The sequence below is a fragment of the Actinotignum sp. usb-actsch-rep-73 genome (assembly GCF_059082735.1).
The window spans coordinates 18,513-43,403 of sequence record NZ_JBHNPV010000084.1; the positions used below are offsets into that span (position 1 = coordinate 18,513).

Below are 24,891 nucleotides of genomic sequence, written 5' to 3' on the forward strand. Positions count from 1 at the left end.
TTTGCTCGCGGGGCTCTAGGAGTGGGAAGATTCGCAGGTGACTGCTGAAGATTCCACACGCCTCAAATGGCAACCTATTGAGATTTCTTTGCTCGTAGGCTCAGTTCTTTTGATTACGCTTGCAGCGTTTGAGGGGCTTGCCACAACAACGATCATGCCGAATGTCGTTGCGGATCTGGATTCCGAAGCGTGGTTCTCAGTCGCTTCTGGCGCAGCTCTCGCAGCTCAGCTCAGCGCGACCGTCATCGCAGGAGCGCTGGCGGATTCAAAAGGGCCTCGGACGGTTCTTCTTGCAGGCTTTACCTGTTTTGTCGCCGGTCTGCTCACGTCAGCGTTCGCTCCTCACATTGCGATTTTCGTTGTCGGTCGTCTGATCCAGGGCTTGGGTGGCGGACTCATTATTGTTCCGCTGTATGTCTTCATTGGTTCGATTGCCCACGTTCATCATCGACCTTTCTTCTTCGCCGCGTTCTCTCTGTCATGGGTTCTGCCGGGCCTCGTTGGTCCCGCGATTGCTGGGTATGTCGCGCAGTACTTCGGCTGGCGCCCGGTCTTTTGGGCGGTTCCGTTCTTGGCTCTTCTTGCCGTTCTTCCCCTGATTTCTGTTCTTCGCCAGCTCGGTTCGTCCACAACGCACCCGGTGAAGAATCTGAAGCACTTGGGATTGCTCGCTGTGGTCGCGGGCACCGGTGTTCTGATGCTTCAGCTGTCGGGGGCTCTCGGTGGCATTGAACTGATCATTTTGATCATTGTGGGGCTTGTGCTCACCGGCTGGGCTCTCCCCCAGCTTCTCCCCAAGGGCGCGATGCGTTTGAAGCGTGGGATGCCCGCGGCGATTATGACGCGCCTGCTTGCCATGGGCGCTCAGGCCGGTGCGTCGGCATTCCTGCCACTTGTCTTGCAACGCGTTCACATGTGGGATGCAGATCATGCCGCTCTCGCTGTCACCATCGGTACGATCTCGTGGTCTGCCGGTGCGACTTACCAAGCTCGAGTCCACGACCCCGACCGTCGCATGCAGTTGCCCGCGATTGGCATGGCTCTGCTGACGCTTGGTCTTGTCCCGATTCTGTTCCTTGTGATTGCGTCGTGGCCCGTGTGGCCGGCGCTCGTCGGCTGGTTTGTTGCCGGGTTTGGCACGGGACTCATGCACTCGACACTCTCAGTGCTGACACTGGGGCTTACCGATACTTCGGAGCACGGTAAAGTTGCATCGTGGCTTCAGGTCGCCGACGCCGCAGGTGCATCAATCGAACTCGCGTTAGTGTCGATTGCCTTCGCTCTCTTCGCGCTGGTCATGCCAGTAGGGCCCCTCTCCTACTTGGCCTCCCCCGTTATCACCCTGATCGTCACCGTGGTCGCTCTTGTCGCATCATTGCGAATCAAGGGTGGCGATGCCCCTTCAGCTTCGTAGTTATTTCGCCGTTTGACGAGGCTCATCACGAGCCCGTAGGCAGATACACCAAAGGGATGGCAGATGATTTCATCCGCCATCCCTTTGCGTTTAAGCGCTTCGTTCTGGGCCTCGTCAACCCCCTGTGTCAGATCGCGCCACCGCTACATTCAGCGTGAGTGACGGTGAGAACCAAAGGACCTCGTGCCCTTTGAACCTGACTTGCCACCGCGGTCGAAACGATCGGAGGACTTGCCACGGCCACTCGCGCGAAAACGATCAGAAGAGCCGGAACGCTTCGCGGCACGTAGCGATGAGCGACGGTCGGACGACTCGTGGTGCGCATGATGATCAAAGCGGTCGTTGCGGTCCTTGTGCGCACGACGTGGCTTGTCATCGCGTTCGTAACGACGCGCATATTCGCGTTCGCCACGGTCGCGTTCGGGGCGTCCCGAACGATCGAACTTCTTAGCCTTGTCGAAGCTACGTTCGCGGTCAGAGCGGTGCCCGCCCTTACCGGGGCCCTGGTCCACGCGAATGCGTAACGGACGACCCTGAACGTAGCCCTTGCCAATGCGGCGCAACTGATCGTCGGTCAGGTCGCCGGAGATTTCGACCAGCGAGAAGGTCGGGAAGATTTCAATATTGCCAATGTCGCGGCCGTCAACGCCACCTTCACCAGCAATCGCTCCGACAATCGAACCGGGCTTCACGCGGTCTTTCTTGCCAACCTCAACGCGGTATCGGGTACCGACACCAAAGGATGCCTTGCGACCACGACCGCGTTGGTGGCCTGGCTTCAGCGGACGATCCTTATCACGACCGCCCTCGAATGAAGCACCAACGAATTCTCCGGACTCGTCGATTTCTTCTTCGTTACGGATCTTGCCCTTGCCACGGCGATCCTTTTCAACGCGCAAAGCCGGACCCTCGTCACCAACAGCGTTCGCCATGAGCGCGGCAGCGATGTCCATAATGTCGGTTTCAGACGTTTCTTGAACCTCGGTCAGCAGGTTCTTGTACATTTCAAGACGACCGCGTTCGATGCGAGCGTTGAGACCTTCGAGCATGCGACGCGAACGGAACTCAGAGACTGCTGCGGGCGACGGAATCTGGATCTCTTCCATCGGGGTGCCGGTCAGCTTCTCGATGCGACGCAGGCGACCGTGTTCACGTGGAGTAAAGAAAGTAAGCGAGCGACCTTCGCGACCGGCGCGACCGGTACGACCGATGCGGTGCACGTAGGCTTCCGGTTCACGGGGAACATCGAAGTTCACGACAAGGGAGATGCGCTCAACGTCGAGGCCACGGGCCGCAACGTCGGTTGCGATCAGCACGTCGAGCGTGCCGGCACGCAGACGTGCAACCATGCGTTCACGCTCAGTCTGCGCGACGTCACCGGAGATACCGGCTGCGCGGAAACCTCGTGCTGACATTTCGAGGGAAACCTCTTCAACGTCGGCGCGGGTACGCACGAACACAATCGCGGCATCGGCGTCTTCCTGGCCGGCAGCGATGTGCTGGGCACGCGTCGCGAGCACGCGAGACAAGGCGCCGATCTTGTGCTTGAACGGCACGACAGCGTAGGTCTGGTGGATCGTGTCAACAGTCGAAGATTCTTCCGAGACAGCGATCTTCACGGGGTTAAACAGGTGAGTGTTCGCAATGCGTTCAATCGCCTGGGGCATCGTGGCGGAAAACAGTGCGGTCAGGCGGTCTTTAGGCACGGACGAGGTAATCGTTTCGACGTCTTCAGCGAAGCCCATGCGCAGCATTTCGTCGGCCTCGTCGAGGACAAGCATGCGCACGCCGGACAGATCTAGCGCACCTTTTTCAATAAGGTCGATGACACGCCCAGGGGTGCCGACGACGACCTGCGCCCCCTTCTTCAGAGCGTTGATCTGCGGGCCATAGGGTGAACCACCGTAGACGGAAACAACATCAAGGCCACGTGTACGGGCTGCGAAATCCTCAATGGCCTGCGCGGACTGCATGGCAAGTTCGCGGGTTGGAGCAAGCACGAGGGACTGGACGAGCTTCTCATCGGCATCCACGATCGCGAGCATAGGCAGACCGAAAGCGGCGGTCTTACCGGTACCGGTCTGGGCAATACCGACAACGTCATTCAATTCGAGCAGGGACGGGATCGCCTTTTCCTGAATTGGAGTCGGTGTCACAAACCCCATCTGGGTGACAGCATCGAGGATCTCATTGGGAAGACCAAGGTCAGCAAAGGTGATGGAAGGCTCTTCTTCGTCGTCTTCACGTTCGCCGCCATCTTCGGCGTTCTCGAGTTCATCATCGACGAGGCCGGATTCTAAGTCCAGGGTGTCGTTTTCTTCGGCCGGAAGCTCTTCAACGGCGCCAGTCGTTTCGGCAGGTTCGTTCAATTCGTCGACGGTGTTGAGGTTCATTTCCTGTTTTTCAGGCACAGTATTCCTATCGGATTGTGTGTTTCATTCGAGGCTGATTTCTATCAAGCCGGGCCACTGTGGGGCCTTCGGCGCAACCTCATCCCACAACATCCACCGCTTAGCGGTGCCCATCACTTTCATTCAAGGCGCGCCTCATCGCTCAAACAAGCCTACGTTGCTCCTTCACGAAACGATGCTTTTGGGGGCGGTGAGATCACTCACCGCCCCCAAAAGCATCAGCTACGACCCGTTTCGACAATCACGCTCCGACCGAGATGACACGCGGCTTCAAGTCCTGAGCAGACGGAGTCCACGTCGAAGCGTCAGCTTCGATTTGTTCTCCACTTCGAATGTCTTTGACCGTGTCGGCTTCACCTTCCATTCCCGGGAACCAGACGAATGGGATACCTCGTTTATCAGCGAACTTAATCTGCTTGCCGAACTTGGCCGCGCTCGGTGCAACATCGGTGCTAATTCCACGGCTACGCAACTGCATTGCGATATCTTCCGAGCGAGCGCGATCTGTCTCGTCGATGACAGCAACAACGACCGCGGCAGGAACCTTGCGGGTAGCTTGAACCATCGGTGCTGAAATCATGCGGGAAACCAGACGCGAGACGCCAATCGAGAGACCAACGCCCGGGTAGGTGCGTTTCCCATCCTTTGCCAGCGAATCGTAACGCCCACCGGAGCAAATGGAGCCGAGGTCCTCGTGGCCTTCAATCACCGATTCGTAAACGGAGCCGGTGTAGTAATCCAGGCCGCGCGCGATCTTCAGATCAGCGATGACAGCGCCGGGCATACGACGATGAGCTTCCTCGAGGAGCGCACACAGCTGATTCAAGCCTTCGGCAAGAAGCTCGCCTTCGCAACCGAGTCCAGCAATTCTAGAACGGATCTCATCGGGATCATTGCTACGGATCTGGGCCATCTTGAGAAGCTTCTCGGCCTGCTCGCCATTGATATTCGAGCATGCGAGTTCTGCGGTAACGCCCTCGGGACCAATCTTGTCCAGTTTGTCGAGGCCACGCAATGCAGCCTCAACGTCGGTAACACCGAGAGATTCGCACACGCCCTGAACGACCTTGCGGTTGTTCACGAGCACGTGCACTGTCGGGATCGGAAGCGTTGCAAGAGCTTCGGCCATCACAAGAGGAAGATCGACCTCGAAGTGGAAAGGAAGATCACCGTTGCCAACAACATCGATGTCAGCTTGAGTGAACTCACGGAAACGCCCTTCCTGCGGACGCTCACCACGCCAGACCTTCTGGATCTGGTAGCGCTTGAATGGGAAATCAAGCTCGTTCGCATTCTCGATGACGTACCGAGCAAAAGGAACCGTCAGGTCAAAGTGCAGACCCATCTTGCGTTCCTTAGACGAATGACGACCAGCTTCGGCATCCTTCATCGCTTGCAGGCGGTCAAGGACATAAACCTCTTTCGAGGTCTCCCCCTTTGCCTCAAGCTGCTCAAGCGTTTCAACCGCACGAGTCTCAATCCCAGAGAAACCATGCAACTCAAAGACCTGACGAATATGGTCAAGAACATATTGTTCGATGATTCGACCTTCAGGGAGCCATTCGGGGAAACCGGAAAGAGATGTACGTGCCATGGCTCTATTGTTCCACGCCTAGGCGTATTGCCTAAAACGGGCAACGATATTCGGGCTCTGATCCCCGTTAAGGTCGAGCCCTGCAGACATTAAAAAAACCGCTAGCCGAAAAACACGTTGGCCTTGGGAATCCCCAAGGCCACCGTTAGTTCTTGATAGGTATCAGCCGAGTGTACGAGCCCGCCTCAAATACGGATTTGTCTCAATCTCATGCGACAAAACCGTCGTTGGACCGTGCCCCGGGATCAAGAGGGTTGCAGGATCCAAAGCATGTGAAATAGTGCGTAGCGAATGGCGCATCTGAGTCTCATCGCCACCGGCAAGATCCGTACGACCGACCGAACCAGCAAAAAGCACATCAGCAGATAGAGCCCATGGAACCGGGGTTGAAGACGAGAAGACACTCTGTCCCTTCATCTCAACCTCAATATCGCAGTGACCGATAAACACGGCAGAACCTTCAGAGTGACCTGGAGCTGGAACCATCTTCATCCAGATACCGGGAAGCACCTCAACGCTACCACCCGGAAAATCGCGCAGATCGGCGGGCTTCACCCACGGGCCGATGCTCGGGGGCACGGGCATCGGAATATGCGATGCCGGATCATCCATTCGGTATCGATCAGGAGCCGGGATCCACGTAGGGGCAGAAGTCTCAGGCGCCCACGAGGCAACCTCGGCACAATCCCAGACATGATCAGGATGACCGTGAGTTGCAAGAACAGCTCCGACATGAGCCTGAGACGCGACCAAGACCTCGCGAATCTTATCCTGCACTCCCGCTGACGGATCGACGACCAGCGCCGCCGGCTCGCCATCGGCAACCAGCACCACGCAGTTGGCTGCGTAGTACGGCGTTGGAATAACAGTGATTTTCACTGATCACTCCATAGAGGTGCGAATCTGAGCAAGCCAGGTGCGCTTTGTCTCCAGAGCCTCAGTAAGGGACTTGACCTTCTTTTCGTCACCCTTCGCCTTGGCAACGCTAAGATCCGATTCGAGGGACTCAACCTGAGCCTCGAGCTGGCCGAGCATACCCTGAGCACGTGCACGTGTTTCAGGGTTGGTACGACGCCATTCGTTTTCTTCTGCCTCACGGATTGCAGATTCAACCGCACGCAGACGACCTTCAATGCGATGCAAGTCAGAGGAAGGAACTCGACCAATTTCTTCCCAGCGATCCTGAACCGAACGCAGGGCGGTCTTCGCAGCTTCAAGATCCTCCACAGGCAGGATCTTCTCTGCTTCGTCGGCAAGTGCTTCCTTGGCAGCAAGATTCTCGCGGTACTCAGAATCAGTGGCCTCGTCCTTCGCGCGACGTGCGTCGAAGAAGACCTGCTGTGCCGCACGGAAACGTGCCCACAGAGCATCATCTTCCTTACGGGATGCGCGAGGAGCCGCCTTCCAACGATTCATCAGCTCACGGTATGCACCCGAAGTGGCGCCCCAATCGGTCGAGGTCTGCAAAGCTTCAGCCTCGGCGATAATGGCTTCCTTCACTCGCTTCGCCTCAGACTGTGCCTGATCGAGAGCAGAGAAATACTGGCGACGCTGACGATCAAACTGAGTACGCGCCGAAGAGAAACGCTTCCAGAGCTCATCTTCAACAGCCTTTTCGATGCGCGGTCCCTTGCGCTGCAACGACTTCCATTCGTCGAGCAGATCACGGAGCTTCTGACCAGACTGCTTCCAGTGAATACGCTCAGGAGCCTGAGCGATGATGGCTTCAGCAGCCTCAACGACTGCCCTACGAGCTTTCAAAGCTTCCTCACGAGCAGCTTGGCGTTCAATCTTTGCTACTTCCTTACGCTCTTCAGCACGCACCTTCACGCTCTCAACACGTTCGCGCAACGCAGCAAGGTTACCCAGAGCATTCGGAGATTCAAGAGCTTCGGTGATCGTCGCAAGAGTCAGATCAATATCCTTGGGAGCCAAGGTTGCAAGGCGATGTTCGAACAGCTTGACGGTTGCCTCAATATCCGCAAAACGACGCTCGTAAAGGGCGAAAGGCTCTGCAGGCACACCTTCGGGGTAGCCACCAATAACACGCTCAGTGCCGTTATCGACAACGTAAACGGTGCCGTTTTCATCGATACGACCGAACTCGTGAGTGAGTGGCGTACTCGACGCGGACACGGGAGTTTCCTTGGCCGGAGCCGAAGGGGTGATGTTCTGCTCGTCAGAAGAGGGAGCAGGCTTGGGGGTCGGCGTCGTTGTCACAATCATTGCCTTTCATGGCGAGGGCGCTATGCGCCGATGCGTGGAAGAGTCTCCACGGAGCGTGGTTCTCAGTGCACCGATGTGGTGCACCCCTGTCAGTCTACGTCCTTGGCCCCCATTTCATAAACTGGCGTTTACGACATGGACGATTACGGCTGTTTTGCCCCGATTGCCCCGTCCTTTAACGCGCAGAGATGTCACACGCGAACGGCCTCGAACACCCCATCGACGCGACGCAGAGCGGAAAGAACCGCATTCAAATGCGCCATATCTGCCAACTCAAACGAGAATCGAGCAAGCGAAACCTGATCGGACGTCGTCTTCGTTGACGCAGACACAATGTTGACGCGATAGTCCGACATCACCTTCGTCAGATCCGACAGCAATCCCGCACGATCCAAAGCCTTGACCTGGATCTGAACACGGAACACCTGTCCGCTGACTCCCCGTGCCCAAGAAACGTCGACAAAGCGCTCAGGTTGCAATTCCTTCAGTCGAACAGCGTTATGGCACGAAGCAATGTGGACGGACACGCCCTGACCGCGAGTAATAAAACCAACAACATCATCGCCCGGAACCGGGGTACAGCACTTTGCCAGCTTCACCCAAATATCTTTGGACTCCATACCGGCAACGGTGATACCCGCATCGGACGAACCCGATTGAGTGCGAATCCGAGTTGCACCCGGAGTCACTCCTTCGGACAGAGTTTCTTCGGTGCCGTCTCCTCCACCCAGATTCTCGACAAGTTTTGACACAACGTTCTGAGGCGAAACCTGGCTCTCACCGACAGCCGCATACAGGCTGGACACATCGGAATAGCCCAACGACGTTGCCACCGACAGGATCGTCTCATGACTCATCAAGCGTTGAAGAGGAAGATTCTGCTTACGCATTGCCTTCGCAAGCGCTTCCTTGCCCTCTTCAATCGCTTCTTCGCGACGTTCTTTAGAGAACCACGATTTAATTTTCGAACGCGCACGCGGAGATGCCACAAAAGCAAGCCAGTCGCGTGACGGACCAGCCTTGTCGGACTTCGAGGTCACAACCTCAACCGTTTCGCCAGACTCAAGCTGAGTATCAAGCGAAACGAGGCGCCCATTCACTTTCGCACCAACCGTATGGTGCCCAACCTCAGTGTGCACCGCATAGGCGAAATCAACAGGTGTGGCATGCGCTGGCAGAACAACAACTTGCCCCTTCGGCGTAAAAACATAAACTTCGTCGCCGGCGATCTCATAGCGCAAAGAATCGAGGAACTCTTCAGGGTCACCCGTTTCACGTTCCATCTCGACAAGGGAGCGAAGCCAGTTGGCTTGTTCATCGTTGCTCATTCGATCTGTATCGACGCCAGTCGCATTCGGATTCTGCTTGTACTTCCAGTGCGCGGCAACACCGTGTTCGGCACGCTCGTGCATTTCAAAAGTACGAATCTGGATTTCGACAGGCTTACCACCGGGTCCAATTACCGTCGTGTGCAACGACTGGTACAGATTGAACTTCGGCATAGCGATATAGTCCTTGAAACGCCCAGGAATCGGATTCCACCGAGCATGCAAAGAACCCAGAACGCCGTAGCAATCCTTCACTGACTCTACGAGGACACGAACGGCCACCAGATCGAAGATCTCATCGAATGCTTTACCACGGACGATCATCTTCTGATAGATCGAATAATGGTTCTTGGGGCGACCAGAGACAGTGCCCTTCGTCCCTGAACGACGAAGATCCTCTTCAATCTGACCAATCACATCTCGCAGATACACATCGCGCTGGGGAGCCCGCTCTGCAACCAAGCGATCGATCTCTTCATAAATCTGAGGGTACAGAGTCTTAAAGGAGAGCTCTTCGAGTTCCCACTTCACCATGTTCATGCCCAGACGATGAGCAAGAGGCGCATAAATCTCAAGCGTTTCTCGCGCCTTGTTCTTCGCTGACGACGGGGGGACGAAACGCCACGTGCGCGCATTATGAAGACGGTCAGCAAGCTTAATGAGAAGAACTCGAATATCGCGGCTCATCGCAACAAGCATCTTGCGCAGTGTTTCAGATTGAGCAAATTCGCCGTAGCGCACCTTGTCCAGCTTCGTCACACCGTCAACGAGCGCCGCAATCGGCTCACCATATTCCGCTGCTAGCTCTTCAACCGTGTAGTCCGTATCTTCAACCGTGTCATGCAGAAGAGCAGCCACCAGTGTCGGGGTAGTCATACCCATTTCAGCAAGAATCGTTGCCACCGCAACTGGGTGAGTAATATACGGCTCACCCGATTTACGAACCTGCCCCCGGTGATGCAATTCGGCCGTGCGATAGGCACGCTCGATCATGCTCACATCGGCTTTCGGATGGTTCGCACGCAGTGCTCGAACCAACGGTTCGATCTCAGGAATCGTCGGGCGCGTGCGTGCGCCAAACCATACGAGGCCGGACCTCACACGAGATCCGGCCACGCCTGGTTTTGAGTGAGCGGAGTTAGCCTGGTCAGTCATGCTCCTATGATACGCACCTGTGACGTGTCAAACATATTTGACCGCAACTAAACGAGGAACCGCAGGTCAGACTACCAATGCTGATTCGGTGACGACATCATGTTCGGCAAGCTTTTCGCGCCCGTCGAAAGCCTCAAGCTCCAGAAGAACAGCAACGGTGCTCACGTGTGCTCCGCACTGACGGAGCAGATCAACCGACGCAGCAGCAGTGCCTCCTGTTGCAAGAACGTCATCGATGACCAGCACACGCGACCCTGGAGTCACCGACTCGGGTCGGATCTCCATGCGAGCGCTACCGTATTCAAGGTCATAGTCGACACCGATAACGTGACCGGGAAGCTTGCCTGCTTTACGGATGGTCAGCATACCGACACCGAGTTCAGCGGCAAGTGGCGCTCCAAGAATGAAGCCACGCGACTCCAGACCTGCAATTGCGTCGACACTCCCCTTATAGCGCTCGGCGAGCATCTCAATGAGCTCTTTAAACGCCGGACCGTTTGCAATCAGCGGAGTGATATCGCGAAACAGAACACCGGGCTCCGGGAAATCTTGAACAAGACCGAGATTCGAGTCAACAAGTTCACCGATATGCGCGCCAAGTTCACCACTCATCGATGCTCTTTCTTCCTCTTCGGCTGGTGAGCATTCGAGAGGCGCTGCCCCGGACGAACAGGAGCAACCTTCACAGTGGAGGCACCCTCGTCACCCTTGCCCACAGCCACATGACGCGCACGATCCTTTTCGACCGACTCCGTGTGCGCCTTCGTCTTCTTCAAACGTTCTTGAAGCAGAACAAGAAGCGGGGACGCAATGAAGATCGACGAGTAGGTGCCGGCTATCATACCGACGAACAGCGCCAGCGAAATATCGGTCAGAGTACCGGTACCAAGAAGCAAAGCACCGATAATCAGAATCGAACCGACCGGAAGCAATGCAACAACCGACGTGTTAATCGAACGAACCATGGTCTGGTTGACGGCTAAGTTCACATATTCGGCAAAAGTGAAACGCTTCTGGTCGTAGATGCCCTTCGTCAACTCACGGACCTTGTCGAATACAACGACCGTGTCGTACAGAGAGTAACCAAGAATCGTCAGGAAGCCGATGACCGTTGCAGGCGAAACCTCAACCTGGGTGATAACGAAAACACCAAGCGTGAGGGCAATATCGTGGACAAGTGCCAGCAGAGCGGCCAGCGCCATAGTCCATGACCTGAAGTACAGGGTCATCAAGATCGCGACGAGCAACATGAAGATGACAAGCGACTGAGTAGCCTTCGAAGTCACCGAAGCACCCCAGGACGGGCCGATCGTTGACGACTGAACATCGGCCGGATCAACACCGTACGCGCTGGTCAACGCATCACGAATCGTCGCCGCCTGCTGCGAATCAACAGATTCAGTCTGAATACGAACAGAATCCGTACCAACCTTCGTCACCTTCGCGGTGGAAACAATTCCGGTGCCAGTCACGATATCCGAGGCCTTTTCCTCAGACTGATCGCTGACTCGGGTCACATCAAACTGCGCACCGCCTGTGAACTCAATGGAAGCATTGAGGCCGATGGCTGCTGAAAGAACAAAAGCAACGCCAATCAAGGCTGCAGCAAGACCAACAAAAACCTTGCGCTTAGGGACAACCGGGTAGGACTTATCCCCCGAGTACAGAGCATTACCCCACTGGGCGAACGACATCATTTCGCGTCCCCTTTCTGCTCGGCAGCCTCACCATCGACTGCGCTACCCTCAGCCTTCGTCGCTTCACTATCCGCAGATGCGCGAGCTTCTTCCACTTGCGCTTCAGCTTCAGCTTTAGCTTCAGCAAGACGCTGCGCGCGACGACGCTGAGCAAGGCTCACCCCTTTGCCTTCAGTCACAGGCTGAGCCGTCGCACCCTTGCCCTGCTTTTGCTTCGGCATAACAACACGACCACGACCGGCGTAAATCAGCGAGTTCTTTGCACCGAGGTGCTCGGGATCAAGACCGGAAAGACGATGTCCCTCGCCGAAGAATTTGGTACGAATCAGCAGTTCCATCATCGGGTGAGTGAACAGGAAGATGACAGCAATATCGATCACGGTTGTCACACCGAGAGTGAACGCGAAGCCCTGCACGCCACCGACTGCCAGCAGGTAGAGGACGATAGCTGCAACCAGGTTCACGGCATCGGAGACGAGGATCGTGCGCTTAGCGCGATCCCAGCCCTCGTCGACTGCGGCAGCAAGCGGGCGACCGTCACGGACCTCGTCACGCACGCGTTCGAAGTAGACGATGAACGAGTCAGCGGTGACGCCGACCGCCATAATCAAGCCTGCAACGCCTGCGAGCGACAAACGATATCCCATCGTCGCCGACAGAAGCGCGATCACGATGTAGGTGAGTGCTGCTGCAACAAATAGCGAACCGGCAGAAATAAGCGCCAGACCACGGTATTGCCAGATCAGGTACAGGATGACCAGCAGGAAGCCGATGGCGCCAGCCAACATGCCCTTCTGCAGGTGATCAGAACCCAGTGTGGCGGAAATACGCTGTTCGGACTCAACTTCAAAGTTCAGGGGAAGCGAACCGAAGCTGAGCTGGTTTGCCAACGCGGTGGCTGACTTCGCGGTGAAGTTACCGGTGATCTGAGCACGACCATCAGAGATGACAGCATTCATTGAAGGAGCAGTAATCACCGAACCGTCAAGAACAACGGCAAAGTGGTTGCGATCCGGCGAGTCGAAGAAGCTCTTTCCTTCGGCGTCAGAATCCTTGTAGGAGTAGAGCAGTTCGGAAGAATCTGCGAATGCCTTCGTACCTTCAGAATCGAACTGCAGGTCGACACCCCACGCGCCGGTTGCCTGACCGGTCGAGTTGGTGACTTGGCCGGCAGTTGCGTTCGAAAGGTTCGAACCGGCAACCGAAACCGGACCAAGGATGTACTTCAGCTGACCATCGCTATCGCAGGCAGCGTAGGGCTTGTCTGCAGCACCTTCGGTCTGCTGGCGAGCTTCGGAGTTGGTGCAGTCAAGCACGGAGAAGTCGTAGAGAACCTGCTCTGTGATCCATGCAAGATCCGTTCCATTAGCAGGAGTCGAATTCGGCTGGTCTGAGAGAACACCGTCTTGATTCAGATCAGCGACCTTCATCGCGGATTCTTCATCCAGTGCGGTCGACACCTGCTGAACCGACTGAGCACCGTCTGCTGACTGGGCGCCATCAGCCGAAGCCTGTTCTGTCGCTGATTGAGTTTTATCAGCAGACTGAGCTGACTGTTCAGAATCTTTGTCTGAAGCCTCGGCGGTTGAGGAGGTCGCAACTTTCTGGGAAGCCAGACCGATACGGAGAACAGGTCGGAAGTTCATCTGCGAGGACGAACGAATCAGGTCGAGAGTTTCCTGTGAAGGCGTACCTGGGATTGAAACAACAATGTTATCCGAGCCCATCGAAGTGATCTCTGATTCGGCAACACCGGAGGCATCAATACGATTACGAATAATTGAAATCGCCTGCGTGATGTCGTCTTCAGTGATCGCTCGGTCGCCTTCTTCGGTCGACTTCGGCGTCAAGATCAGTTGGGTGCCGCCCTGAAGATCGAGGGCGAGCGAGGGAACCAACGAGGTCCCCTTGGTGACGTTGCCAATCACCAGTCCGGCCGCTGCCACCACCATTGCAACAATGAGGGTGACAAGTGAACGCACAGGTCGGCGTTTACGTGTAGACACTTTTAACTACTCCCAGTCCCTAGCTCGGGATACTCAGTTCTTTTCGTCGGTCGATGCATCATCCGTAGCGGGATCATCGAGGCCAAGAATCGGTTCTTGCGGTTCTTCTTCGGCCAGTTCGACAGCGGGCTCATCTGAAGCGAAAGGCGGTTCGTCCCCAACGGAACGGATCATCTGACGATCCCAGTACATCTCTGTACCATCAATCGTCTCGAGTACGACGATGTCGCCGTCCTGATCGACAAAGCGACCCCAGAATCCAACAGCGGTCTTCACCCAAGCACCGGGAACGAGTTTCTCGTTCATATCTCGTTCCATTTGAGCCTGACGCTCAGCCATCTTCTTGCGACCACGGCTTGAGTACCACATCATCGCGATCAGGATGAGCGCAAGTAGGATAAAGGTCATGTTGCCGCCCTGGAGGAAGTTACCCACGGATTGCCTCTTTCTAGTCATGAACGCGCGTAGAGCGCACCCTGGTCAGTCTAATGCGAAGAAGGCTCTCTTAGCGAAAAAGGCGGTCAAATCAGGCGAATAACACTGTGATTCAGCTAAACAGCATAGATTCGGCGGGCGGTGTCAGCCCCAAATGTTGGAAAGCTTTGGGCGTGGCGGCACGTCCGCGGTTGGTTCTAACAAGGAATCCTTCACGAACCAAGTAGGGCTCAGCGACGGTTTCGACCGTCTCTGCTTCTTCACCTACCGTGACCGCAAGAGTGGTCAATCCAACCGGTCCCCCAGCAAAACGCCGACAGACTGCGTCGAGTACTGCTCTGTCAAGACGATCGAGACCGTAGCGATCAACCTCGAACAGGGTGAGTGCGCCCTGGGCAGCTTCAAGATCCAAAGCGCCGCTTCCACGTACTTGGGCATAGTCGACGACGCGACGAAGAAGGCGATTGGCAATACGCGGGGTGCCTCTTGACCGGGAGGCGATTTCGTGAGCCGCCTGAGCGTCCAAGGGGGCGCCAAGAAGGTCAGCGGAACGCGTGACGACTGCTTCAAGTTCGTGTGTCTCGTAGAACTCAAGGTGAGCGGTAAAACCGAAACGGTCACGCAGAGGAGCCGGTAGCAGGCCCGTGCGCGTAGTCGCACCGACAACGGTAAAAGGCGGAAGCGTCAGCGGAATCGAGGTTGCGCCGGGCCCCTTACCCACGACAACGTCGACGCGGAAGTCTTCCATTGCCAGATACAGCATTTCTTCTGCGGTGCGAGCAAGACGATGGATTTCGTCAATAAAAAGAATGTCGCCTTCTTGAAGCCCTGAAAGGATCGCAGCAAGGTCACCCGAATGCTGGATTGCCGGACCGGAGGTCAGGCGGAGCGATGTCCCCATTTCGGCGGCAATAATCATTGCCAAAGTGGTCTTACCCAACCCGGGAGGACCGGCAAGAAGAACATGGTCGGGACTCACGCCACGGCCACGTGCCGCATCGAGAACAAGCTGAAGCTGTTCACGAACAGTTTCTTGTCCGACGAATTCAGTGAGGCGCTTGGGACGCAGAGCTGCTTCTGCAGCACGTTCAAGCTCACCGGCATCAGGAGCAACAATACGCATTGCCTCTGCGGGAGAATCGAAAGAATCAGCCACGAGAGCCTCCCAACTTCAGCAAAGCGGCACGGAGCAAATCAGACGCCCCCAAGCCCTGTCCACCCAGCGTATCGATTGCCGCTTGTGCCTGGGATTGCTTCCATCCCATCGAAACCAAAGCTGCCACAACATCTTCTTCGACAGCGCCCATGGCGAGTGCGGCTCCGGTTCCCGCCTTTCCAAGATGTGCGGGCTGACCGAGTTTCTCCCCTAGCTCCAACACCATGCGTTGCGCTGATTTCTTTCCAACACCGGGGATCTTGCCCAGGGTTGAAAGATCATGATCACGAACGGCACGACGAAGATCATCGGGGCTAAGAACGCCAAGCGCACCAAGGGCAATACGAGGTCCAATACCGGACACGGTCTGCAAGATGGTGAATACATCACGCTGATCAGCCGTTTCAAAGCCCATGAGTGTCAGGGAATCCTCGCGAACAATAAGCGATGTTGCAACAGTGAGCTCGTCACCGACGCGCACCTGCTGAGCGTATGTGGGCACGACCTTCACATCGAAACCAACGCCGGAGACAACCACGACAATTGAATCCAAACCAACTGAGGCCACTGTTCCACTCAACTGTGCGATCAATTGTTCTCCTGTATTGGATCGATAGCGCCCACACCCAATGCGAACACCTGTTCTATTTTACTTGCGACGCAGTCGCGGATCAACAGCACCTGTCCGGCGTTGCGCAGCTTGAGCTTCCGCCCACGCACGTTGCGCGGGTGTCATTGACCCTTTGGAAGTCAAGCGACCAGAGATAGAAACAGAAACTGATGAATCATCGCCAACACCCAGTAGACCTGTCCCCCGCCACGCATGACAAATTGCGATTGCAAGCGCATCTGCAGCATCCGCGGGCTTCGGAGGCTTCGACAAGCGAAGAATACGCGACACCATCGCCTGAACCTGCGCTTTATCCGCATTGCCGTTTCCAGAAACAGCAGACTTCACTTCTGACGGGGTATGAACCGCCATCGGCAGACCAGCACGCGCCACGCACGTCATGGCAGCACCCATGACCTGCATCGTCGTCGTCACTGACTGCAAGTTGTCTTGGGCGAAGACTCGCTCAATCGCCACAACTTCAGGCTGATACTGCGCGATCACACTATCAATCGCATCTGCAATCGTCCGAAGCCTAAAATGCGTCGCAATGTCTTTGTTAGAACGAGCAACCCCGACATACACGAGCGTGGCACGCCTTGACTCATCAACGTCAACAACACCCAAACCGCATCGTGTAATGCCGGGGTCAATTCCCATGACTCGCATGGGTCAGCGGTTCTCCACCATTGAAACGAACAGTTCATGCAGGCGGTCATCGCCACCAACCTCGGGGTGGAAGCTGGTTGCCATGACGTTACCTTGACGTACGGCCACGATCGGACCATCTTCAGCGTTTCCGGCGCGCGCAATCACAGACACGGTGTCGCCAACGGACTCAACCCACGGTGCGCGGATAAAGACAGCGCGGAAATCGTCGCCTTCGATGCCGTCAATCACGAGGTCTTCTTCGTAGGAATCAACCTGACGCCCAAAGGCATTACGTCGAACAACCATGTCGAGGGTGGCGAAGCACTTCTGATCATCGCGACCATCAAGGATCGTAGACGAGAGCATAATCATGCCAGCGCATGTGCCCCACGCGGGAAGTCCAGCATCAAGACGGTCTTTCAGAGGTTCAAACATGTCGAAGGAGGCCAACAGATTCGACATGGTCGTTGACTCGCCGCCGGGGATGATCAGACCATCCACTTTCGCCAACTCGCAGGGACGACGCACCTTAACGGCGCGGGCGCCAGAATTCTCTAGCGCCCGCACATGTTCGTCAACGTCACCCTGAAGGGCGAGAACGCCGATCGTCACCATCCGCGCTCCGCAAGACGGTGAGAAACCGGAAGGTCGTCAACGTTGATACCGACCATTGCTTCACCAAGGCCACGCGAAACCTCAGCAATAACGGACGGATCATCGTAGAAGGTGGTTGCCTTAACGATGGCAGCTGCACGCTTCGCCGGATCGCCGGACTTGAAGATACCGGATCCAACGAAAACACCCTCAGCACCGAGCTGCATCATCATTGCAGCGTCCGCCGGGGTAGCAATGCCACCGGCGGTGAACAGAACGACAGGAAGCTTACCTTCGCGAGCGACCTCGGCGACCAGCTCGTAGGGAGCCTGGAGTTCCTTGGCAGCAACGTAGAGCTCATCTTCGGGAAGCGAGGTGAGGTGACGGATCTGGTCGCGGATCTTACGCATGTGCGTCGTCGCGTTGGAAACGTCGCCGGTACCAGCTTCGCCCTTGGAGCGAATCATTGCTGCACCTTCGGTGATGCGACGGAGCGCCTCACCCAGGTTGGTTGCACCGCAGACAAAGGGAACGGTGAAGTTCCACTTGTCGATGTGATTGGTGTAATCGGCCGGGGTGAGAACCTCGGATTCGTCGATGTAGTCGACGCCGAGGGACTGCAGAACCTGAGCTTCAACGAAGTGGCCGATGCGAGCCTTTGCCATGACCGGGATGGAGACAGCGTTGATGATGCCATCGATCAGATCCGGGTCAGACATACGGGCAACGCCACCCTGTGCGCGAATGTCCGCAGGAACGCGCTCGAGCGCCATGACGGCAACTGCGCCCGCATCTTCGGCGATCTTTGCTTGCTCTGGAGTAACGACGTCCATGATGACGCCACCCTTGAGCATCTGAGCCATACCGCGCTTAACCTGCGGGGTACCAACTTCGCGAGTCGACGTGAAGTCAGCCATCGTCACTCCCCTTCTTCCAGCTGCGCGCGGACCTCATCCGAGTACGTCATGTTGTTGTAGATGTTCTGAACGTCGTCAGATTCTTCTAGAGCGTCGATCAGTTTCTGAACCTTCAGTGCGCCTTCAAGGTCAACCTCAACGTCGGTCGATGCGACGAATTGAACTTCAGCGGAATCGTAATCGATACCTGCTGACTGGAGCGCCTTACGGACCTCGACAACATCGGAGGCTGCGGATTCGATGACGAATCCATCACCGGTGTCGGTCACTTCTTCAGCACCCGCATCCAGAACGGCTTCCATGATCGTGTCCTCGTCAACGCCGTCTGCTGCGCCCACCTCGACAATGCCACGACGGGAGAAGAGGTAGGAAACCGAACCCGGGTCCGCCAGCGAGCCTCCCTGACGGGTAAAGCCAAGGCGGACGTCGGAAGCTGCACGGTTACGGTTGTCGGTCAGACATTCGACGAGGAATGCAACGCCGTTCGGGCCGTAGCCTTCGTACATGATGGTTTCGTAGTTCGCGCCACCGGCTTCTGCACCGGAGCCACGCTTGACAGCACGATCGATGTTGTCAGCGGGAACGGAATTCTTCTTTGCCTTCTGGATGGCGTCATACAGGGTCGGGTTACCTGCGGGATCGCCGCCGCCGGTGCGTGCTGCAACTTCAATATTCTTGATCAGACGAGCGAAGAGCTTTCCGCGCTTCGCGTCAATGGCGGCCTTCTTGTGCTTGGTGGTCGCCCATTTAGAGTGTCCCGACATTACTGCTCCCTTGAAGGGTGGATTGCGTACCCGTATATCTTAGCGGGATTAGTAAAAGGTCAGCGTCTTCAAAGGTGGGCTATGGGACACAGTAAACGTTCGATGCCAATGCCCGTCAGCCTTGAACTCTGCGATTACAGCACGCGTGGGACGGTGACAATCCGTACTGGCAGGTTCGCGCCGGGACGAAAATCAGCGAAACTTCCTTCGCTTTGAATGATCAGAGCAGTCGCTTTACCGACGCCAGTGCCAAGATCGGCTTTCGCACTATCGTCTCCGATCAGGTATCCAACATGGCCGATTGTTGGCTGATGTCCGACAATCAGTGCGGATTCTCCAGGCAGGGAGTTAATCGTTTCGATGAGTGACTCTGCCCCTGCATCGTAGATTGAACGATCCTTGTACGTGGTCCTCATTGGCAGGTTCTTCGCGATCTCGTCGAAGGTCTGCCATGCGCGCACTGCTGTTGAACTGACCCCTAGTTCGATGTCTCCAACTTCGGCTTGCAGTTTGATGCCAAGCTCGTGCGCCCGACGGAGACCAAGATCGGTCAACGGTCGCGAGTGATCCGACAGCGCGAAATACTCCGGGTCAGAGTGGCGAACAAGGATCAGCGTGCATTGACTCATGCGAAAAGATTACAGTGTGAGGGATCGAGGAGGTTCAATGGCATTGGGACGAGGCCGCGCTGACGGTGTGTGTCAGGCACGCGAGTGTAATGCGCAGGCGGTGTGGATCATCACCTGGTCAAACCCGAAAATCCCGTGGGCGGATTCCAAGACGTGGCTGTCATGCAATGAACACCGCGAATTTCTGTCCGATTACATGCGATACCGGGGTTTCCCCTTTGAGATCAATCCTCTAGATCCCACTGATCAACTGGACGGTTATTCCACGTCAGACCAGTGAAGGCACCTCGCAGATCGTCGGGGTTGTGAGGAACGGAGGTGCCGAATCGTTCGGTGGGCCACTGCAAGATGACGGTTCCCGTATTCGACATGAAGTGAGTCATCACAAGAGTGCCGGAGATGTTGTGCGCAAGCGTCGATGCCAGCAGGCGCAGTAGGGCTCCATGAGCGACGATCACACCCACGCCGTCCGGATCTTCCTCAAGTACGAGGCCAGCCACTTCGGCGATAACGGGCAACGCACGGGCAAGCGCGTCCTCCCCCGTTTCAGCGCCAGACATACGAATGTGAGTTGCACCGTGCGACCAGTTTCCCGTTCCTTCAACGTAAACGGAGTCTGAGAACGGGTCAGCGTTCATCTCAACGTCACCTGAGCGTAATTCACGAATTCCTGGTCTCACCAGCGGAGTCAGGGCATACTTAGCGCATAGGGGTGCGCAGGTTTGGCGAGTGCGAAAAAGAGGTGAAACAGCAACCACTGTTGGAGCCTGCCCGACTTCAGATTCCCAGCGCGAAGCAAGATCGGTGGCTTGAGCCAACCCATCGGCGGTTAGCGGTAGTCCAGGCCTAGAGGTGTCAAGAGCGTGCGCTTCATTGGCGTAGGTCTGTCCGTGACGCACGAGGACGATTTTCACAACTGTGTTTCCGTTTCTTCTTCGTGCCTTGGTGTGCAAGGCAGTATTCAGTTCCAGAAGTAGGTATCCATCAATGCGCGTGCTTTGCGCGATCGACGAAGCCATTCTTCTTCCAGCTCACACTCGCTTGCCGCACCATATCCAAGAACGCGTGCCAGCGGGATAAGGTCCTTCGAGTCTCTGGGAACGGTATCGAGTTTAACTCCCGACATTCGCCCGGTTGTCAGCACGTTCGCCGCCCGGATTTGTGATGCGAGGCTCCACGCATTTTCCAACGTCTTCGCATCATGAGGAGCAATCCATCCCGAACGAGTTAATGCGCGCAGAGCATCAATCGTTGACGAGGTGCGTAAAGAGTCATCGGCATGAGCATGTTTCAGCTGAAGAAGCTGAACAATCCATTCGACGTCTGACAGGCCACCCGGCCCCAATTTCACGTGACGCGTGGGTTCGATGCCACGAGGCAGGCGTTCGCTTTCCATTCTTGCTTTGAGCAGACGAATGTCTCTGATCTGGGCCTCGTCAATCGCGCTGCCATAGCGCACGCGGTCGATTAACTCCCCCATCGAACGCATCAGATCATCGGGGCCGGCGAATACGCGCGCCCGAAGGAGCGCTTGGCGTTCCCAGGTCGATGCCCACTTGTCGTAATACTCCGCGTACGATTCGACGGTTCTGGACATCGGTCCGTTGCGTCCTTCTGGACGTAGGTCTAGGTCAACGCTGACACTCATCTGCGCTGTGACCGTCCCCAGCAATGCTTTCACGCGGTTGATGATTGTCGTTGCAGCGTTCACAGCGTCGCTCTCGCTCACGCCATTGGTCGCGCGATGAAAAGCCATGACATCAGCGTCGGAGGCATAGTTTGATTCACGCCCACCGTAACGTCCCATCGCCACGAACCCAACGTCGACGCGGTGACCGTTCTTGAGTTCTTCTTCGCGTGTTGCAATCGCTAATGCGCCGACAACTGCTGCGTCCGTAGCATCGGAGATTGCCTGCCGCCTGGCTCCGATTCCAGTCACCAAATCGCTCATCGCAGCACGAGTAAGTTCACGCGAACGCATGGCTCGCACGCGATATGCGGCCTTATCCGAATCTGCGTGGCGGTCAATCAACGAGGCCGCCTCGACTTTCAAAACCTCAGCTTCACGAGGGGCGAGGTCTTTATCAAGATCCAGCCAGGCGACTGCTTCGGGGCGATGTGACAGAGCCTCAGCGATCCACTTCGAGTTCGGGAGCATCTCGCAGAGCCTGGATGCGGCAACTCCGGAATCACGCAGGAGAGCCAAATACCAGTGAGAATCACCGATTTGCTCCGATAGAGCTCTAAAGTTCAGCAAGCCAAGGTCTGGATCTGCACCGTTGGAAAGCCACGAAATAAAAACGGGCAGAAGATGACGCTGGATCTTCGCACGCCTGCTTGTGCCCTGCGAGAGGGCCGTGATGTGGGCAAGAGCTCCTCGGGGATCGCGATAGCCGATGGCTTGAAGACGAGCCTGAGCACCATCGGAATCCAACGTAGCTTCATCTGGGCTAAGGCCCGCAGTTGCCTGAACAATCGGACGATAGAACACGTCCTCATGGAGCATTCGAACGCGATCTCGAATGCGTTTCAGTTCCTTCGCCAGAGCCTCAGAACTACCACAATGCTCAAGATCAACTCCCCTGCCCACCGCTCGAAGTTCGTTCGCTGACGTAGGGATCAGGTGGGTGCGACGCATGCGTTGAAGCTGAATACGGTGTTCAACAGCACGCAGGAAGCAGTAGCATTCACGCAATTCTTGAGCATCGCTACGCGCCACATAACCACCGTCGCTAAGGCGAGACAGCGCATCCAACGTTGATCTGGCGTGAAGCGAATCATCGGTACGACCGTGGACCAGTTGCAACAGCTGCACGGTGAACTCGACATCACGCAGGCCACCTCGCCCGAGCTTCAGTTCACGGTCAGCTTCACGACGGGGAATCGTGTTTTCAACGCGACGTCGCATTGCTCGAGCATTTTCAACAAAGCCATCACGCCCCGTAGCATTCCAAATGTACGGAGAAGCAACACGAAAAAAGGCCTGACCAAGCTCCATATCGCCAGCTGCCGGGCGAGCTTTAAGAAGAGCCTGGAACTCCCACGTTTCAGCCCACTTATCCCAATACTGTGTGAACGAGTCAAGTGTTCGCACAAGCGCACCATGACGCCCTTCGGGACGCAGATTCGCATCCACGCTCCAGAGTGGCTGTTCATTACCCGGCCCCGAACATACCTGAGCCGAAAGCGCTGCCATGCGCGTACCCAGTTCGATGGCACTACGCTCATCAACACCCTCAGCCGGGGCAACAACGTACATCACGTCAACGTCGGAAATGTAGTTAAGTTCTTGAGCGCCTGTTTTTCCCATCGCAATAATCGAAAGACGAGCATTACCCTGCGGATCAATATCTCGTCGTGCCAGTGCGAGGGCAGCTTCGAGTGCAGCGTCAGCAAGCGCCGCAAGGCGCACACCGACTTCCGGCATATAATCGGGTGGGTTCGGGTGCGTAGCATCGTCAGCAACGAGGTCCAACAAAACTCTGCGATACGCACGACGCACATCGTCGCCGTTGTAGCCGGGACCCGCAACGGGCATCTGCGACGCTGGATCAGCCCCCACTGCTTGAAGGAGCTCCGTCAACGGTTCATCGGGTTCAACAAGCAAGCCATCAATGCGTGAAGGGTCAGCAATCAGGTAATCGCCCCACCAGGAAGATGCACCAAAAACCGCGACCAGGCGCCGAAGCCCATTGCCCCCGTGTTCAGCGATTGCGGCTAATTGAGTAGGGGCGGCCTCGTGAAAACGCAGGCAGGTTACCAGCGCGGAATCTGGATCGGCGCAGGCGTTGAACAGCGGTAGCCACTCGCCTAGCTCGCCGGGTAGGTCAGCCAAAAATGACGCTGCTCGCACCGGATCCAAGAAACCGCTACCGCGGAGGTCCTTAGGGACAACCTCCATCAGTAGACCTTGAGGAACTGGCGAATCTCCTGAGGCGTCACCTGCTGGCGGTACTCACGCCATTCCTTTTCCTTGTTGCGCACAACGTAGTCGAAGACCTCTTCACCAAGAGCACCGGCAACCAAGTCAGATTCGCGCATCAAACGAACCGCGGAAGCCAATGACGTCGGCAGAGCCTCGATCCCCATCACCTGGCGTTCGCGATCCGTCAGATCCCAAACATTGTCCTCAGCTTCGGGGACAAGTTCGAGGCGACGTTCAATGCCGTCAAGACCTGCAGTGATCAGAACGGCGAGTGCAAGATACGGGTTCGCAGCCGGATCCAAGGCACGGTACTCAATGCGTGCTGCCGTACGCTTTTCAGGCTTGTACAGCGGGACTCGAATCAACGCGGAGCGATTGTTATGACCCCAGCACACGTAAGACGGAGCCTCGCCCCCACCCCAGAGGCGCTTATAGGAGTTCACGTGCTGATTGGTGACAGCAGCGATCTCGCGAGCATGTTCCAAGAGCCCCGCAATGAAGTGGCGCCCCGTGCGTGACAGCTGATAGTCACCTGACGGATCGTAGAAGGCATTTTCTTCACCTTCGAGCAGTGAAAGGTGCGTATGCATACCCGAACCCGGATGGTCAATAAAGGGCTTGGGCATAAACAGTGCGGCAAGGTTCTCGCGCAACGCGACCTCTTCGATGACGGTTCGAGCGGTCATGATGTTGTCGGCAGCACTCACCGCATCGACTGCACGCAGGTCGATTTCATTTTGACCGGGGCCACCTTCGTGGTGAGAGAATTCGACCGCAATGCCCATATCTTCGAGCATACGAACCGCGCGACGACGGAAATCATTCGAATGCCCACGCGCAACATGATCGAAATACCCCGCAGAATCAACAGGCTTCAAGTTGTCGACACTGATCGGCTGTTGGAGCAGATAGAACTCAATCTCAGGGTGAACCATCACAGTGAAGCCGCGCTCTTGGGCTCGTTCAACAACGCGTTCCAACACGCCGCGAGGGTCACTACGTGCAGCCTGACCATCGGGGGTCAACACGTCGCAGAACATTCGAGCAACGGGATCTTCTTCCCCTCGCCACGGCAACATCTGGAATGTCGAAGCATCCGGACGCAGCAACATGTCGGACTCGTGCACGCGGGTCATGCCTTCAATCACCGAACCGTCGAAACCGATACCTTCAGCGAAAGCATCTTCCAACTCGCCCGGGTCAATTGCTACAGACTTCAAGACACCAGCGACATCTGTAAACCACAGGCGAATAAAGCGAATGTCGCGGGCAGCAACCTCGCGCAGAACCTTTTCCTGGATGGAGTCCACGAGTCTCTTCTTTCAATCGGGGGCGATGGTGAGGGGGATGGTCAAGAACACGTCGTCCACACCGGACAG

20 protein-coding genes are annotated in these 24,891 nt (G+C 56.3%); 1 reads left to right on the top strand and 19 read right to left on the bottom strand.

Annotated elements, in window-relative coordinates:
* Positions 1–37: 37 nt before the first annotated feature.
* The gene (locus AC5RE1_RS08480) at positions 38–1,414 is read left to right on the top strand and encodes an MFS transporter (protein WP_006681094.1); all 1,377 of its coding nucleotides are present in this window, start codon (positions 38–40) and stop codon (positions 1,412–1,414) included.
* A 149-nt stretch (positions 1,415–1,563) separates the two neighbouring features.
* On the opposite strand, the gene AC5RE1_RS08485 is transcribed toward AC5RE1_RS08480, so the two are convergent.
* The 19 genes from AC5RE1_RS08485 to AC5RE1_RS08575 form a co-directional block, all read right to left on the bottom strand.
* Positions 1,564–3,825: a DEAD/DEAH box helicase gene (locus AC5RE1_RS08485; protein WP_006681095.1), complete on the bottom strand. Its 2,262-nt coding sequence runs from the start codon at positions 3,823–3,825 to the stop codon at positions 1,564–1,566.
* Positions 3,826–4,066: 241 nt separating this feature from the next.
* The gene (gene hisS, locus AC5RE1_RS08490) at positions 4,067–5,419 is read right to left on the bottom strand and encodes a histidine--tRNA ligase (RefSeq protein WP_006681097.1); all 1,353 of its coding nucleotides are present in this window, start codon (positions 5,417–5,419) and stop codon (positions 4,067–4,069) included.
* 162 nt (positions 5,420–5,581) lie between these two features.
* Entirely contained in the window at positions 5,582–6,298 is a 717-nt protein-coding gene (locus AC5RE1_RS08495) for an MBL fold metallo-hydrolase (protein ID WP_006681098.1), read from the bottom strand.
* A 3-nt stretch (positions 6,299–6,301) separates the two neighbouring features.
* Positions 6,302–7,639, bottom strand: coding sequence for a DUF349 domain-containing protein (locus tag AC5RE1_RS08500; RefSeq protein ID WP_006681099.1), 1,338 nt, complete (start codon positions 7,637–7,639; stop codon positions 6,302–6,304).
* A 197-nt stretch (positions 7,640–7,836) separates the two neighbouring features.
* Entirely contained in the window at positions 7,837–10,128 is a 2,292-nt protein-coding gene (locus AC5RE1_RS08505; protein WP_006681100.1) for a RelA/SpoT family protein, read from the bottom strand.
* A gap of 66 nt (positions 10,129–10,194) precedes the next feature.
* On the bottom strand, positions 10,195–10,740 hold the full coding sequence (locus AC5RE1_RS08510) for an adenine phosphoribosyltransferase (protein ID WP_103632581.1): 546 nt from the start codon (positions 10,738–10,740) through the stop codon (positions 10,195–10,197).
* Positions 10,737–11,825, bottom strand: a complete 1,089-nt coding sequence (gene secF / locus AC5RE1_RS08515) for a protein translocase subunit SecF (RefSeq protein WP_103632580.1) — start codon at positions 11,823–11,825, stop codon at positions 10,737–10,739. Before secF ends, AC5RE1_RS08510 begins: the two co-directional genes overlap by 4 nt.
* Positions 11,822–13,831 (bottom strand): protein translocase subunit SecD, encoded by a 2,010-nt coding sequence (gene secD / locus AC5RE1_RS08520; RefSeq protein ID WP_493938665.1) that lies wholly within the window; start codon positions 13,829–13,831, stop codon positions 11,822–11,824. The genes secF and secD overlap by 4 nt, the downstream gene beginning before the upstream one ends.
* A 33-nt stretch (positions 13,832–13,864) precedes the next feature.
* Entirely contained in the window at positions 13,865–14,239 is a 375-nt protein-coding gene (gene yajC / locus AC5RE1_RS08525) for a preprotein translocase subunit YajC (RefSeq protein ID WP_257878402.1), read from the bottom strand.
* A gap of 139 nt (positions 14,240–14,378) precedes the next feature.
* On the bottom strand, positions 14,379–15,389 hold the full coding sequence (gene ruvB / locus AC5RE1_RS08530; RefSeq protein ID WP_103632618.1) for a Holliday junction branch migration DNA helicase RuvB: 1,011 nt from the start codon (positions 15,387–15,389) through the stop codon (positions 14,379–14,381).
* A gap of 25 nt (positions 15,390–15,414) precedes the next feature.
* Positions 15,415–16,014: a Holliday junction branch migration protein RuvA gene (gene ruvA, locus AC5RE1_RS08535; protein ID WP_103632577.1), complete on the bottom strand. Its 600-nt coding sequence runs from the start codon at positions 16,012–16,014 to the stop codon at positions 15,415–15,417.
* A 57-nt stretch (positions 16,015–16,071) separates the two neighbouring features.
* Positions 16,072–16,701 (bottom strand): crossover junction endodeoxyribonuclease RuvC, encoded by a 630-nt coding sequence (gene ruvC, locus AC5RE1_RS08540; RefSeq protein WP_006681107.1) that lies wholly within the window; start codon positions 16,699–16,701, stop codon positions 16,072–16,074.
* Between the two features lie 3 nt (positions 16,702–16,704).
* Positions 16,705–17,298 (bottom strand): pyridoxal 5'-phosphate synthase glutaminase subunit PdxT, encoded by a 594-nt coding sequence (gene pdxT, locus AC5RE1_RS08545; protein ID WP_006681108.1) that lies wholly within the window; start codon positions 17,296–17,298, stop codon positions 16,705–16,707.
* Positions 17,292–18,194 carry a pyridoxal 5'-phosphate synthase lyase subunit PdxS gene (gene pdxS / locus AC5RE1_RS08550; protein WP_103632576.1) on the bottom strand — a complete coding sequence of 301 codons (903 nt, stop codon included), beginning with the start codon at positions 18,192–18,194 and terminating at the stop codon, positions 17,292–17,294. The genes pdxT and pdxS overlap by 7 nt, the downstream gene beginning before the upstream one ends.
* A gap of 2 nt (positions 18,195–18,196) precedes the next feature.
* On the bottom strand, positions 18,197–18,958 hold the full coding sequence (locus AC5RE1_RS08555) for a YebC/PmpR family DNA-binding transcriptional regulator (RefSeq protein WP_006681110.1): 762 nt from the start codon (positions 18,956–18,958) through the stop codon (positions 18,197–18,199).
* 134 nt (positions 18,959–19,092) lie between these two features.
* Positions 19,093–19,587 (bottom strand): SixA phosphatase family protein, encoded by a 495-nt coding sequence (locus AC5RE1_RS08560; RefSeq protein WP_103632575.1) that lies wholly within the window; start codon positions 19,585–19,587, stop codon positions 19,093–19,095.
* A 224-nt stretch (positions 19,588–19,811) separates the two neighbouring features.
* Positions 19,812–20,501, bottom strand: a complete 690-nt coding sequence (locus AC5RE1_RS08565; RefSeq protein ID WP_103632573.1) for a histidine phosphatase family protein — start codon at positions 20,499–20,501, stop codon at positions 19,812–19,814.
* 47 nt (positions 20,502–20,548) lie between these two features.
* Positions 20,549–23,488: a bifunctional [glutamine synthetase] adenylyltransferase/[glutamine synthetase]-adenylyl-L-tyrosine phosphorylase gene (locus AC5RE1_RS08570; RefSeq protein ID WP_493938669.1), complete on the bottom strand. Its 2,940-nt coding sequence runs from the start codon at positions 23,486–23,488 to the stop codon at positions 20,549–20,551.
* Positions 23,488–24,822 carry a glutamine synthetase family protein gene (locus tag AC5RE1_RS08575; protein ID WP_103632571.1) on the bottom strand — a complete coding sequence of 445 codons (1,335 nt, stop codon included), beginning with the start codon at positions 24,820–24,822 and terminating at the stop codon, positions 23,488–23,490. Before AC5RE1_RS08575 ends, AC5RE1_RS08570 begins: the two co-directional genes overlap by 1 nt.
* Positions 24,823–24,891 lie beyond the last annotated feature (69 nt).